The following is a 13,516-nucleotide window of genomic DNA, read 5'->3' as shown; positions in this document are numbered from 1 at the left end:
TGGACATGAGCCATCCCGTTGACAATGCCGTCAGCGCTGTCCGTACGTACATCGAGCAGCACCGTGCCGCCTTCCTCGACGACCTCGCCGAGTGGCTGCGCATCCCGTCCGTCTCGGCCCAGCCCGGCCACGCGGACGACGTCCGCCGCAGCGCCGACTGGCTCGCCGCGAAGCTGACGGAGACCGGCTTCCCGACCGTCGAGACCTGGCCCACCGCGGGCGCCCCGGCCGTCTACGCCGAGTGGCCCGCGGACGACCCCGCGGCACCGACGGTCCTCGTCTACGGGCACCACGACGTCCAGCCGGCGGCCCGCGAGGACGGCTGGAACAGCGACCCCTTCGAGCCCGTCGTCCGCGACGGCCGCCTCTACGCGCGCGGCGCGGCCGACGACAAGGGCCAGGTGTTCTTCCACACGCTCGGCGTCCGCGCCCACCTCGCCGCCACCGGCCGCACCGCCCCGGCCGTGCACCTCAAGCTGCTGATCGAGGGCGAGGAGGAGTCCGGCTCCCCGCACTTCCGCGGGCTCGTCGAGGAGCACGCCGAGCGGCTCGCCGCCGACGCGGTGATCGTCTCCGACACCGGCATGTGGTCCGAGGACACCCCGACGGTGTGCACCGGCATGCGCGGCCTCGCCGAGTGCGAGATCCGGCTGCACGGACCCGACCAGGACATCCACTCCGGCTCCTTCGGCGGCGCGGTCCCCAACCCGGCCACGGCCGTCGCCCGCCTCGTCGCCGCCCTCCACGACGAGCACGCGCGCGTGGCGATACCCGGCTTCTACGACGGTGTGATCGAACTCACCGACCGCGAACGCGCCCTCTTCGCCGAGCTGCCCCTCGACGAGGACCGGTGGCTGCGCACGGCCAAGTCGTACGCCGCCCACGGCGAGGCCGGACACACCACCCTGGAGCGCATCTGGGCCCGGCCCACCGCCGAGGTCAACGGCATCGGCGGCGGCTACCAGGGCCCCGGCAGCAAGACGATCATCCCGTCCTCCGCCATGGTGAAGCTCTCCTTCCGCCTGGTCGCGGGACAGGACCCCGACCACATCGAGAAGGCCGTCCGCGCCTGGGCCGCCGAGCAGGTGCCGGCCGGCATCCGCTGCGAGATCACCTTCGGCTCGGCCACGCGTCCGTGCCTGACGCCGCTGGACCACCCGGCGCTGCAGTCCGTGGTCCGCGCCATGGGCCTGGCCTTCGGCACCCCGGTCCGCTTCACCCGCGAGGGCGGCTCCGGACCGGCCGCCGACCTCCAGGAGGTCCTCGGCGCACCGGTGCTCTTCCTCGGCATCTCCGTCCCGTCCGACGGCTGGCACGCCCCGAACGAGAAGGTCGAGCTGGACCTTCTGCTCAAGGGCGTCGAGACCTCGGCCCACCTGTGGGGCGACCTGGCGGAGCACTGGCGCAACGCGCCCTGAGCGCCCGCGCGGCCCGGGTCCGGACCGGTCAGGCGTGCGCGGCACACTGGAGGGGCCGCGCCGCACCGCCGAGAGCACTCCCGGACCCCGTCGCCGTCCGCCGCACCACCCGCTGAACCGCCTGCCGAACCACAACCGCTCACCGGGGGAGTTGGAAGCACCCGTGACCACCTGGACCGATCACACCGCCGACCGTCCCATCTCGCTCACCGCCCCGAGCGGCATCGACCGCGCCGCCCACCACCGGCTCGACGAGGCCTGGCTCGCGGCGGCGTGGAGCCACCCCTCGACGCGCTGCTTCGTCGTCTCCGGCGGCCAGGTCCTCATCGACGAGACGCCCGACGGGCGCACCGAACTGGTCATGACGCCCTCGTTCGAGGCCCCGCTCACCGAGGCCCACCGGTACTTCCTCGGCACCGACGAGGACGGCGTCAGCTACTTCGCCCTCCAGAAGGACTCCCTGCCGGGCCGCATGGACCAGTCCGCGCGCCCCGCGGGCCTGCGCGAGGCCGGTCTGCTGCTGTCCCCCCGCGACGCGGGCCTGATGGCGCACGCGGTGGCCCTGGAGAACTGGCAGCGCCTGCACCGGTTCTGCTCCCGCTGCGGCGAGCGCACCGTCATCGCCGCGGCCGGCCACATCCGCCGCTGCCCCGCCTGCGGCGCCGAGCACTACCCGCGCACCGACCCGGCCGTGATCATGGCCGTCACCGACGCCGAGGACCGGATCCTGCTCGGCCGCCAGGTCCACTGGCCCGAGGGCCGCTTCTCCACGCTCGCCGGTTTCGTCGAGCCCGGGGAGTCCATCGAGCAGGCGGTGCGCCGCGAGGTCTTCGAGGAGGTCGGCATCACCGTCGGCCCCGTCGAGTACGTCGCCAGCCAGCCCTGGCCCTTCCCGTCCAGCCTGATGCTGGGCTTCATGGGCCGCGCCGTCTCCACCGAGATCGATGTCGACGGCGACGAGATCCACGAGGCCCGCTGGTTCTCGCGCGACGAGATGGCCGCCGCGTTCGAGTCCGGCGAGGTGCTGCCGCCCTACGGCATCTCGATCGCGGCCCGCCTGATCGAGCTCTGGTACGGCAAGCCGCTGCCGACCCGCGGCTTCGTCCGCGAAGGCGCGTGAGCGACGGCGCACGAGCAAGGGGTGGGCCCTTCCCCGCACGGGGAAGGGCCCACCCCTTCACTCACCTTCCGGCCACCGGGCCGCTCAGGCGCCGACCTTCTGCTTGACCTGCGCCAGCGACGGGTTCGTCAGCGTGGAACCGTCGGGGAAGAGCACGGTCGGGACTGTCTGGTTTCCGCCGTTCGCCTTCTCCACGAACGCGGCCGACTCCGGGTCCTGCTCGATGTTGATCTCGGTGTACTCGATGCCCTCGCGGTCCATCTGGCTCTTCAGCCGACGGCAGTAGCCGCACCACGTGGTGCTGTACATCGTCACAGTGCCCGGCATGTCTCTCGTGCTCCTTCGGCGGCTCGGGGATGAGGTCGCAGGGAGTTGAACGTTCACGCAGGCGCCGTCATTCCCGCCCACCGCCTTGCCCGTGACGACTGTCGCATCAGTACGACGATCCGTACGCGCCTGTGGACAACCGGCACAGCCGTTTCGCGGGACCTGGCAGCATGGCTGTGTGACAGCAGCAACGCACTCCACCCTCTTCCCGCAGGTACCGGACTCTGCCGACGCGGTGCTCGAAGGGCTCGACCCCGAGCAGCGCGAGGTGGCCACCAGCCTGCGCGGTCCGGTGTGCGTGCTGGCCGGCGCCGGTACCGGCAAGACCCGGGCGATCACCCACCGCATCGCCTACGGGGTCCGCGCCGGGATCCTCCAGCCCTCCAGCGTGCTCGCCGTCACCTTCACCAACCGTGCCGCCGGAGAGATGCGGGGGCGGCTGCGCCAGCTCGGAGCGGCCGGTGTCCAGGCCCGGACCTTCCACTCCGCGGCGCTGCGCCAGCTCCAGTACTTCTGGCCGAAAGCGATCGGTGGCTCCCTGCCCCGGCTCGTCGACCGCAAGATCCAGCTGGTCGCCGACGCGGCCGCCGCCTGCCACCTCCGCCTCGACCGGGGGGAGCTGCGCGACGTCACCGCCGAGATCGAATGGGCCAAGGTCACCCAGACCGTCCCCGCCGACTACGCCCCCGCCGCCGCCAAGGCCGGCCGCGAGGCCCCCCGCGACGCGGCCGAGATCGCCCAGCTCTACTCCGCCTACGAGGACCTCAAGCGCCACCGCGGCGTCATCGACTTCGAGGACGTGCTGCTGCTGACCGTGGCCGTTCTCCAGGACCGGCACGACGTCGCCGACCAGGTCCGCGCCCAGTACCAGCACTTCGTGGTCGACGAGTACCAGGACGTCAGCCCGCTCCAGCAGCGCCTGCTGGAACTGTGGCTCGGCGACCGCGACGACCTGTGCGTCGTCGGCGACGCCAGCCAGACCATCTACTCGTTCACGGGAGCAACCCCCGACCACCTGCTCGACTTCCGCGTCAAGTACCCGGACGCCACCGTCGTCAAGCTGGTCCGCGACTACCGCTCCACCCCGCAGGTCGTGCGCCTCGCCAACGGCCTGCTCGCCCAGGCCCGCGGCCGGGCCGCCGACCACCGCCTGGAACTGGTCTCGCAGCGTCCCCCGGGCCCCCAGCCCGTCTTCACCGAGTACACCGACGAGCCCGCCGAGGCGGAGGGCGCCGCCCGCCGCATCCGCGAGCTGATCGACTCGGGCGTCGCCCCCGCCGGGATCGCGGTCCTGTTCCGTACGAACTCCCAGTCCGAGACCTACGAGCAGGCCCTCGCCGACGCCGGCGTGCCCTACCAGCTCCGCGGCGCGGAACGCTTCTTCGACCGCCCCGAGGTGCGCAAAGCCGGCAGCGCGCTGCGAGCGGCGGCACGCTTCGGCGGCAACGACCACCTCCTCGACGACGCCGTCGACCTGCCGTCCCAGGTGCGCGCGGTGCTGTCGGGCGAGGGCTGGACACCGCAGCCGCCGGCCGGGTCCGGCGCCGTCCGCGAACGCTGGGAGTCGCTGGCCGCGCTCGTCGCCCTCGCCCAGGACTTCGCCGCCGCCCAGCCGGGCGCCACCCTGGCCGCCCTCGTCGCGGAGCTGGACGAACGGGCGGGCGCCCAGCACGCCCCGACCGTCCAGGGCGTCACGCTCGCCTCGCTGCACTCGGCGAAGGGCCTGGAGTGGGACGTCGTCTTCCTGGTCGGTGTCGCCGAGGGCATGATGCCGATCACCTACGCAAAGACCGACGAGCAGATCGAGGAGGAACGCCGCCTCCTCTACGTCGGCGTCACCCGTGCCCGCGAGCGCCTGCACGTCTCCTGGGCGCTGGCCCGCTCGCCCGGCGGCCGCCCGAACCGGCGCCCCAGCCGCTTCCTCCAGGGACTGCGGTCCGGCTCCGGCCCGGCGGCCGCCCGCGCCCTGTCCGGCGGCGGCCCCGGCGGGGTGGTGCGCGGCTCCGGGCGCGGGACGACGGCCGCCGCGCCGCGCAGAACCCAGCGGACCGTGGCCCGCTGCCGGGTCTGCGGCCGGACGCTGACCGACGCCGGCGAGATGAAGCTGATGCGCTGCGAGGACTGCCCCTCGGACATGGACGAGGGCGTCTACGAGCGGCTGCGCGAGTGGCGCGCGGTCCAGGCGGGGCGCAGCGGGCAGCCCGCGTTCTGCGTCTTCACCGACAAGACGCTGATGGCGATCGCCGAGTCCGTCCCGGAGGACGAGCACGAGCTGGCGCGGATCCCGGGCGTCGGGGCACGCAAGTTCAACCGTTACGGAGCCGATGTTCTGGCCATCTGCGCAGGCCGGGACGTTGGCGGACTTGACGAAGCCGACTGAGGCGAACTCGTCGAAAAAATAGTTTGCGCATGCCCCGGGAATCCCCATAGGTTCTTGGTCACGGGGAACGACGGCCTTCCCGAAGGCCCTGCCCCCGTGTTGTACTTGCATATCCGCGGACCGGTTCGCACCGGTCCCCCGAGACGCCGAGAGGAGGCGAGTCCAGTGATCAGCATCAACTTCAGCACCACCGCCGGTTCCACCGCCAAACTGACCGATCGCTCGGCCGTCTCCCTGTGCATGCTCGGCTCCTCGAACCCGGGCACCGGTCTGTCCGGCATTCGTGCCGTGCGTCCGGCGTCCCCCTCCCTTGCCTCCGTGGACCTTGTCGTCCGTGAGCGCAATGAGCGACCGACCCAGGCACTGGAAGCAGCAGTAGCGGCACAGGCCCAGGCCTATGCCTTTACGGCGACCGGTGCCGGATTCCGGAAGCAGACGACGCAGCACCACCTGATGTGGGCCTTCCGTGGGCCAGAACCCTGGAGTGATCCAGCCTGATCGCCGATCAGGCCGGCGCCTTCAGGGCCGCGGAACCCCATCCGGGATCCGCGGCCCTTCTGTTTTCCCCGAACGGGGGAGGACGGCACGAAGGCGCCTCGGGACAACAAAAGAACCCGGTACCAAGCCGCAGCCCGGCCGACCGGCCGGAACGACCAGACGAGGAAGACCAACCGTGCAACTCGAAGCGCACGCCCCGTCCGTACCGCCTTCCGACACGATCCCCAAGCCCGGCTCCACGGAGGACTCCACCTTGACCCCGCTCACCGCGCTCACCGCGCTCGACGACGCCATCGAGAACCTCGGCGTACCCGTCCCCTGCCGTTCCTACGACCCGGAGGTCTTCTTCGCGGAGTCGCCGGCGGACGTCGAGTACGCCAAGTCCCTCTGCCGCACCTGCCCGCTGGTCGAGGCCTGCCTCGCCGGCGCCAAGGAGCGCCGTGAGCCGTGGGGCGTCTGGGGCGGCGAGCTGTTCGTCCAGGGCGTCGTCGTCGCCCGGAAGCGGCCGCGTGGTCGCCCGCGCAAGAACCCGGTCACGGCATGAACATCACCGGAACGATCGACCGTCCCCTCACGCACGACCCCAAGAAGCAGGCCCCGATGAAGCCGTCCACCCACGACATCGCAGGCACCACGCCTGAGGACTTCACCACCAGCGACGCGAAGGACTCGCGTCAGAACAGGACCCGCGAGATGCAACTCATCCCAGAAGCCCTGGCGCGTGCGCATATGCACGAGCGCCTGCACGAGGCGGAGCAGGAACGCCGGGCCCTGCGCCTGGCGACCGCCCGCCGGATGCAACGCCGGGCCGAGCGCGCCTCGATGCGCGCCCGGCGCGCGCTCGCCATGGCGGTCATGCAGTAACCGCCCGCACCCGAAGCGGTGGCCTCCGGCACCGGAGGCGAAGCCTTCCCCGTGGGGGTCGGTCCGTACGAACGGACCGGCCCCCACGGCGCGTTCGGAACCGGCGGCTCACGCCTCGACCGCCGTCTCCTCCGCCTCGTCCCCGTCGTCCGCGTACCCGGCGTCGTCCTCGTCCTCCGGGAGGAAGCCCACCAGCCAGTCCTCCAGCTCCTCGCGCAGCCGCACCGTCGCGCCGAGCTGGCACAGCACACCGATGGTGCTCAGCGTCACCCGGTGGATCAGGAGGTAGGCCGGGGGCAGATTGAGCCGCTTGGCGAGCTGGTAGGCGGGGGAGCGGGGGTCGGCGATCCGGGCCGCCTGGCCGCGCATCCAGCCGCGGGTGAAGGTGAACTCGTCGACCCGGGCCGGTTCGATGATCGGCAGCAGGTAGTCGAGGACCGCGTCGGGGTCCAGCTCTATGGACTCCTTGACGAAGCCCTCCGCGCAGAGCATCTCGTAGACGGCCTCCGCCTCGCCGTCCAGCGTCATGCGCAGCGCCTCGCCGATGGGCTCCGGCAGCCCGCCCGGGAGGCGGTCGACCGTGCCGAAGTCCAGGACCCCGAGCCGCCAGTCGTCCTCGCCGTTCGGACCGCCCGGCAGCAGACGGAAGTTGCCCGGGTGGGGGTCGGCGTGCAGCAGACCGGTGCGGGCCGGGCCGGAGAACAGGAAGTGCGCGAGGAGCTGGCCGGCCCGGTCCCGCTGCTCCGGTGTGCCGTCCGTGATGACCTCCGACAGCGGGATGCCGTCGATCCACTCGGTGATCAGGACCTGCTCGCACTGGTGGACCACGTCCGGCACCACGATGTCGGGGTCGTCCGCGAACTCCTCGGCGTGGGCGTGCTGTGCCTGCGCCTCCAGGTCGTAGTCCAGCTCCTCCGCGACGCGGTCCTTCAGCTCGGTGATCAGCGGCTTGATGTCCATGCCGGGGACGAGCGGGCCGAGGAGCCGGGCGAAGCGGCTGAGCTGGTTCAGATCGGACAGCAGGGCCTCCCCGGCGCCCGGGTACTGCACCTTGACGGCCACCTCACGGCCGTCCTGCCACACCGCCCGGTGCACCTGGCCGATCGACGCCGCGGCGGCGGGCTTGTCCTCGAACTCCAGGAACAGATCGCGCCAGTCCTCGCCGAGCCGCTGCGCGAGCACCGAGTGCACGGTGCGCGTCGGCATCGGGGGCGCGGCCTCCTGGAGCTTGGTCAGCGCGGCCCGGTAGGGGCCGGCGACCTCCTCCGGCAGCGCCGACTCGAAGACGGACAGGGCCTGTCCGAACTTCATCGCCCCGCCCTTGAGCTCGCCGAGCACCTTGAAGAGCTGCTCCGCGGTGCGCTGCTGAAGCTGCTGGCCGACGATCTCCGCGGACTCGCCCACGATCCGCTTGCCCAGTCCCCAGGTCGCCCGCCCGGCGAAGCCGAGCGGGAGCGCGGCGAGTTTGGCGGTCCGGGTGACCGCCTTCCGGGGAAGATCAGACATGCGCCCTCCAAGTCCCAGCCGGCCGCGCCGCGCCTGCCTCACGGCGAGCTTCCGCTGACGGCCATTGCCCAGCCATTGTCGCGCGCCCGTCCCCGTTCCCGGAGACGTGTTCTCGCTTACCTTTTCCGGCCGCACCGCACGGGCACGCGGGATGCCCCGGCACCGGCCGCGCGTGCCACCGCAGGGCGGGCAGCGAGACCTCCCAGCGCGTGCCGGCGCCGGAGGGTGTCCGGCCGTCGAGGAAGGCGAGGGCCTGTGCCGCAGCGAACCCGGCGACGGTCGTGGCCAGCGTCAGGTCGCAGGAGGCGACCTGGCGCCGGTTTCCGGAACGCCACTGCGCGACCAGCCGCGGCCACGCGGGGTCGCGGTCGGCACGGTCGGCGTGCAGACAACCCGCGCAGCCGGTCTCCCCGGGAAGCACCAGGGGCCCGACGATCCCCGTCCCCTCCACCACTCCGGCGTACAGATGGGGCGTGCCCGACGCCATGAGGGATTCGGCGTGCGCCGGGTCCGGAGCGTGCGCGGCGACGTCGTCGCGCGGAGCGAGCACCACCAGGGAGAGGCCGAGGCCCTCGTCGGGCTGCCCGCCGGGGCCGCGGCGCGGCGGCCGGTCCGGGCCGGCCCCGCGTGCGGCTCGGCGCGCCGCCTCGTCCCTGCGCTCGCCGACGGCCCCGGCGGGCAGCCCGCCCGGCGCGACGTCCCACGGCTCGACGCGCCCGACGTCCCGCACGTCGACCTCGCCGACGCCCGCGCCCGACAGCAGGCAGGCCAGCACGGCGCCCACCCGGCCGGCGCCCCGCACCCGCACGCGCATCGCCCGCCGGGCGGCCAGGTGCCGGATCGCGTCCCCCGGCCCGGAGGTCGTCAGGGACAGCGAGGCCAGGTCGGGGCGGAGCCGGTCGAGGACCCCCTTCTTCTCCCTCAGGGCGTCGGCGGCCGGCCCGCCGCCCCGGGAGTCGTCGAGGAGCCCGGCCCTGGCCAGCCGCTCCACCAGCCGGTCGACGTGGCCGTCCGGCAGATCCATGCGGCGCCCCTCCTCGCGCAGGAGAGCCCCGCCGCGGGTGCCGTTGAGCAGGTCGAGGAAGCTGCCCGTGGCCGTGTCCACCGGACCGAGCGTCACCGCGTGCGCCGGGGTCATCCCGAACTGCACGGTGTTCAGATCGCGCCAGCCTCGCCGGAGCGCGGGCTTCACCATCGGATGCATCACAGACCCCCGTAAGTCCTCGAACGTCCCCGTGGGCCGGCGGACGCGCGGTCGCACGACGGCTGTGCGGCCGGTCACGTCTCCGCCGGCGCATGCCAGGATGCCCGGTTCCGCGTGAGGGCGCCGAAAGTTGTCCACAGGCAGTGGATGCTTGTCGTACAAGCTGTCGTGCGGATCGGCGCGGAACGCTCCGGAGCCGGGACTTCCCCGTGCACACCGGGTAACGTCGGGGCGTGTCCGCCGACCCACTGCACCGCGCCGGAGCGCCTCAGCGCAAGCCGAAGAATCCGCCGCCGAGCGGCACGGGGGCGAGCCCGGTCGAGGTCCGCAGGAGCACCCGCCGACGCCGGACGGTCTCCGCCTACCGCGAGGGCGATCGCACCATCGTGCTCATCCCCGCCCGGATGTCCGAGGCCGAGGAGCAACGCTGGGTGAGCGTCATGCTGGACAAGCTGGCCGCCCAGGAGAGCAAGCGCGTCCTCGGCGACGCCGAGCTGGCCGAGCGCGCCCGGCGGCTGTCCGCCCAGTACTTCGGCGGCCGGGCCCGGCCCGCCTCGGTCCGCTGGGTCACCAACCAGAACACGCGCTGGGGCTCGTGCACCCCGGCGGAGGGCAGCATCCGCCTCTCGCACCGGCTCCAGGGCATGCCCGAGTACGTCGTCGACTACGTCCTCCTCCACGAGCTGGCCCATCTGCTCGTCCCCGGCCACGGGCCCCGTTTCTGGCGGCTGCTGGAGGCGTACCCGCGCACCGAGCGGGCCCGGGGCTACCTCGAAGGAGTGGTCGCGGCCGACCGGCTGCCGCACGTGCCCGGCGCCCGGAGCGAGTGACGCCCGTCCCGCTGAGGCGTCCGGTACGGGCGTGCCAGGGTTCTGTACCGGGTCTGTACCGACAACCTCCGGTGTCGGCGTTTGCCGTTAGCCTGACGCGACGCACTCACATTCGGATGGGGGACGGTCGTAACGCATGGCCAGGGAATTCCAACGCGGCCACAAGGCCAGGATCAGTGACCTCACCGCCGGCACGGATCTGTACGTAGGCGTGCAGATTTCCGGCCCCGGTCTGACCTTCGACATCAGTTGCTTCGGACTCGACGCCGAGGAACGGCTGTCCGACGACCGGTACTTCGTGTTCTTCAACCAGCCGAAGACCCCCGAGGAGTCCATCCAGCTCCTGGGTGCGCAGGCGGGTGACACGGAGTCCTTCCGGGTCACCCTCGACAAGATCCCGTCGCACATCCGGAAGCTCTCCTTCACGGCGACGATCGACGGCGCCGGACAGATGTCGCAGGCCGGACCCGGTTACCTCCGGATCGTCGCGGGCGGCGAGGAAGTGGCCCGGTACCCGTTCGACGGGTCGGAGTTCTCGACCGAGCGCGCCGTGATGCTGGGCGACTTCTACCTGAAGGACGTGTGGCGCTTCGCCGCCGTCGGACAGGGCTTCGACGGCGGTCTCGAAGCGCTGCTGAGGAACTTCGGCGGCGAGGTGGCCGAGGACGAGGCGCCCGCGCCGCAGCAGGACCCGCAGCCGCAGGCCGGTGCCGCCCCGGGATTCGCCCCGCCGGCCCAGGCATCGCCCCCGCCCGCCTTCGCCGCCCCGGCCCCCGCACCCGCCCCGGCTCCCGCGCCGCAGCCCGCCCCGGCGCCGGCCCCGCAGCCCGCCCCGGCCCCGCAGGGCTTCGCCCCGCCGCCCGGAGCCACCCCGCCCCCGGCGCCCGCCCCCAACGTGCACGCCGCGCCGACCATCGTCGCGCCCCTGCACACCCCGCCCGGCGGCTCCCCCCTCCCGCCCCCCGCCCCGGCGCCCGCTCCCCACGGCCACCCGGGCCAGCAGCAGCCGCCGTACGGCCAGGTCCCCGGGCAGACCGCCCCGCCGCCCCCCGGCTACGGCCAGCCGCCCCACGCCCCGGCCCCGCCGCCCGGCTACGGCCGGCCGACCCCGCCCCCGGGCTACGGACAGCAGGCCCCCTACGGCGCACCCCAGGGCATGCCCCAGGGTGCCCCGCAGGGCGCGGGCGTGGCCGCCGCCCTCCAGCAGTTCCGCGAGACCGCGACCGGGCAGCGCTGGACCCAGCAGAACAAGAAGCTGGTCCGCGTCGACCTCGGCGCCGAGGGCCTGCCCGTCCTGGCCCGGCAGGGCAGCATGGTGCTCTACCAGGGCAAGGTCGACTTCAGCTACAAGGGCGCCGGATTCGCCGGCCGCGTCGTCGGCAACGCCACCGGCCAGGAGATGCAGCTCATGCGCTGTACCGGCAAGGGACAGGTCTTCCTCGCCGACAACTCCGCGATGCTGCACCCCATCGAGCTCCAGGGCGACGCCATCTGCGTCTCCGCGGAGAACGTCCTCGCCTTCGACGAGAGCCTCCAGTACGAGGTCCGCCGCATCGAGGGCCACGGCATCCCCGGCGGCGCGCTGTTCACGATGCAGTTCCAGGGCACCGGCACGATCGTCGTCAAGACCCGCGGCGTGCCCGTGGTGCTGCCGGTCACGCCCACGACGTTCGCCGACTGCAACGCCGTGGTCGCCTGGTCGGCCGCGGCCCAGGTGGTCGTCTCCAGCCAGGTCCGGATGCGCCGCAACTCCTACGCGGGCGACACCGGGGAGAGCGTCAACCTGCAGTTCCGGGCGGCCCCCGGCAACTTCGTCGTCGTCCAGCCGTACGAGATCTGAGGGAGAGCCCGACATGAACCAGCCGCTCGCGGGCTACGCCCCCGCACCGGTCACCGCCCGCATGGAGAACCACGGCAACCACATGCTGAAGGTAGCCATGCAGACCGGGCACGACCTCTTCGCGCGCGTGGGCTCGATGGTCGCCTACGAGGGCTTCGTGCAGTACGAGCCCAACCCGCCCGCCGTGCGCCAGATCGCCAAGGACTGGATGACCGGCGAGGGCGCGCCCCTGATGAAGTGCTCCGGCGACGGACTGCTCTACCTCGCCGACTACGGCGCGAACGTCGTCGTGATCAACCTCAACGGCGACGGCATCTCCGTCAACGCCACCAACCTTCTCGCCTTCGACGCCCACCTCACCTGGGGCGTCGAGCGGGTGAAGGGCCTGGCGAAGTTCGCCGGGCAGGGCCTGTGGAACACGAAGATCTCCGGCCAGGGCTGGGTGGCCCTCACCTCCCGCGGCAAGCCGATCGTCGTCGACTGCGGCGGCGGCGAGGACGAGACGTACGTCGACCCGGACGCGCTCGTCGCCTGGTCCCCGAACCTCAAGGTCAAGGGCAAGCGCAGCTTCAAGGCGCAGTCGCTGATCGGCCGCGGCAGCGGCGAGGCCTACCAGATGGCCTTCTCCGGTCAGGGCATCGTCGTCGTCCAGCCCAGCGAGGACAGCACCGACCGCCTCCGGATCCGGGGCTGAGGGGGAGCCAGAACATCATGCAGAGCCCGATTTTCGCCTACAACGACCAGCAGAACCAGGAAGCCTGGAGCCTGCAGAACAAGCACATGCTCCGCGTCGCGCTCCAGGGCCACGACGACGTGCTCGCCCGCAAGGGCACGATGGTCGCCTACCAGGGCCTCGTCGAGTTCGACGCCGAGTACCAGAGCAACAGCCAGTCACGCGCGCGTGCGCACACCGGCGAGGGCCTGGACCTGATGCGCTGCCACGGGCAGGGCACCGTCTACTTCGCCAACCTCGCCCAGTACATCCACGTGATGGAGGTCGAGCAGGACGGCCTCACCGTCGACAGCGGCTATGTGCTGGCCATGGACTCGTCCCTGCACCACGAGGTCATCGCCGTCGACAGCCTGTACGGCATCTCCGGCTCGGGGAAGTACCAGCTCAACATCACCGGCCGCGGCCGGGTCGCCCTGATGACCTCGGGTGCCCCGCTGCTGATGCAGGTGACACCCGACAAGTACGTCAACTGCGACGCCGACGCGATCGTCGCCTGGTCCACCGGTCTGCGCGTGCAGATGCAGGCCCAGACGCACTCCTCGGGGGTGTGGCGGCGCCGGGGCAACACCGGAGAGGGCTGGGAGCTCAGCTTCATGGGCAGCGGCTTCGCGCTGGTGCAGCCCAGTGAGCTGCTGCCGCCGCAGAACGCCCAGATCGGGTCGGGCGTCGCCGCGCAGTACGGCATGGGGCAGCAGGGCGCCCGCGGCCAGAACCAGGGCAACGTCTGGAGCTGAGTGCTCCGCGGCGGGGCGAGGAGTCCACGCGGGTGAGGGGCGGTCCCGAAGACGGATCGCCC

General features: G+C 72.6%; 13 protein-coding genes. 10 read left to right on the top strand and 3 right to left on the bottom strand.

The annotated features are described in order from the left end of the window. The first annotated feature begins 5 nt into the window (after positions 1 to 5). Positions 6 to 1,418, top strand: coding sequence for a dipeptidase (locus tag ACH499_RS15235; RefSeq protein ID WP_399016087.1), 1,413 nt, complete (start codon positions 6 to 8; stop codon positions 1,416 to 1,418). Positions 1,419 to 1,581: 163 nt separating this feature from the next. Then, positions 1,582 to 2,538, top strand: coding sequence for an NAD(+) diphosphatase (gene nudC, locus ACH499_RS15230; RefSeq protein WP_356199607.1), 957 nt, complete (start codon positions 1,582 to 1,584; stop codon positions 2,536 to 2,538). Between the two features lie 84 nt (positions 2,539 to 2,622). Here the strand turns inward: nudC and ACH499_RS15225 are convergent, their stop codons facing one another. Further along, complete coding sequence (locus ACH499_RS15225) at positions 2,623 to 2,865, bottom strand: mycoredoxin (RefSeq protein ID WP_356199605.1); 243 nt, start codon at positions 2,863 to 2,865, stop codon at positions 2,623 to 2,625. 178 nt (positions 2,866 to 3,043) lie between these two features. Here ACH499_RS15225 and ACH499_RS15220 point away from each other — a divergent pair, with 178 nt between their 5' ends. From ACH499_RS15220 to ACH499_RS15205, 4 genes are all read left to right on the top strand, one after another. Further along, a complete protein-coding gene (locus ACH499_RS15220) occupies positions 3,044 to 5,245 on the top strand; it encodes an ATP-dependent DNA helicase UvrD2 (RefSeq protein ID WP_356199603.1) in 2,202 nt (733 codons plus the stop codon). 165 nt (positions 5,246 to 5,410) lie between these two features. Continuing rightward, a complete protein-coding gene (locus tag ACH499_RS15215; protein ID WP_356199601.1) occupies positions 5,411 to 5,743 on the top strand; it encodes a hypothetical protein in 333 nt (110 codons plus the stop codon). A 175-nt stretch (positions 5,744 to 5,918) separates the two neighbouring features. Further along, the gene (locus tag ACH499_RS15210) at positions 5,919 to 6,287 is read left to right on the top strand and encodes a WhiB family transcriptional regulator (RefSeq protein WP_356199600.1); all 369 of its coding nucleotides are present in this window, start codon (positions 5,919 to 5,921) and stop codon (positions 6,285 to 6,287) included. Beyond that, positions 6,284 to 6,607, top strand: coding sequence for a hypothetical protein (locus ACH499_RS15205; protein ID WP_356199598.1), 324 nt, complete (start codon positions 6,284 to 6,286; stop codon positions 6,605 to 6,607). The genes ACH499_RS15210 and ACH499_RS15205 overlap by 4 nt, the downstream gene beginning before the upstream one ends. Before the next feature lie 108 nt (positions 6,608 to 6,715). Here the strand turns inward: ACH499_RS15205 and ACH499_RS15200 are convergent, their stop codons facing one another. Both ACH499_RS15200 and ACH499_RS15195 read right to left on the bottom strand, forming a co-directional pair. Continuing rightward, a complete protein-coding gene (locus ACH499_RS15200; protein ID WP_399016082.1) occupies positions 6,716 to 8,113 on the bottom strand; it encodes an ABC1 kinase family protein in 1,398 nt (465 codons plus the stop codon). Further along, positions 8,106 to 9,317, bottom strand: a complete 1,212-nt coding sequence (locus tag ACH499_RS15195; protein WP_399016080.1) for a TOMM precursor leader peptide-binding protein — start codon at positions 9,315 to 9,317, stop codon at positions 8,106 to 8,108. The genes ACH499_RS15200 and ACH499_RS15195 overlap by 8 nt, the downstream gene beginning before the upstream one ends. A 233-nt stretch (positions 9,318 to 9,550) precedes the next feature. On the opposite strand from ACH499_RS15195, the gene ACH499_RS15190 reads away from it, so the two are divergent. From ACH499_RS15190 to ACH499_RS15175, 4 genes are all read left to right on the top strand, one after another. Next, on the top strand, positions 9,551 to 10,147 hold the full coding sequence (locus ACH499_RS15190) for a M48 family metallopeptidase (protein WP_356199594.1): 597 nt from the start codon (positions 9,551 to 9,553) through the stop codon (positions 10,145 to 10,147). A gap of 136 nt (positions 10,148 to 10,283) precedes the next feature. Then, complete coding sequence (locus tag ACH499_RS15185; protein WP_399016076.1) at positions 10,284 to 11,987, top strand: TerD family protein; 1,704 nt, start codon at positions 10,284 to 10,286, stop codon at positions 11,985 to 11,987. Between the two features lie 13 nt (positions 11,988 to 12,000). Continuing rightward, positions 12,001 to 12,681 carry an AIM24 family protein gene (locus ACH499_RS15180; RefSeq protein ID WP_077796505.1) on the top strand — a complete coding sequence of 227 codons (681 nt, stop codon included), beginning with the start codon at positions 12,001 to 12,003 and terminating at the stop codon, positions 12,679 to 12,681. A 17-nt stretch (positions 12,682 to 12,698) separates the two neighbouring features. After that, entirely contained in the window at positions 12,699 to 13,454 is a 756-nt protein-coding gene (locus ACH499_RS15175; protein WP_399016073.1) for an AIM24 family protein, read from the top strand. Positions 13,455 to 13,516 lie beyond the last annotated feature (62 nt).

It is taken from the genome of Streptomyces sp. NPDC018947 (assembly GCF_044390505.1).
In the GTDB taxonomy this organism is placed as follows: Bacteria; Actinomycetota; Actinomycetes; order Streptomycetales; family Streptomycetaceae; genus Streptomyces.
Note: the sequence above shows the minus strand (reverse complement) of the source record. Positions and strands in the feature narration are given on the sequence as shown.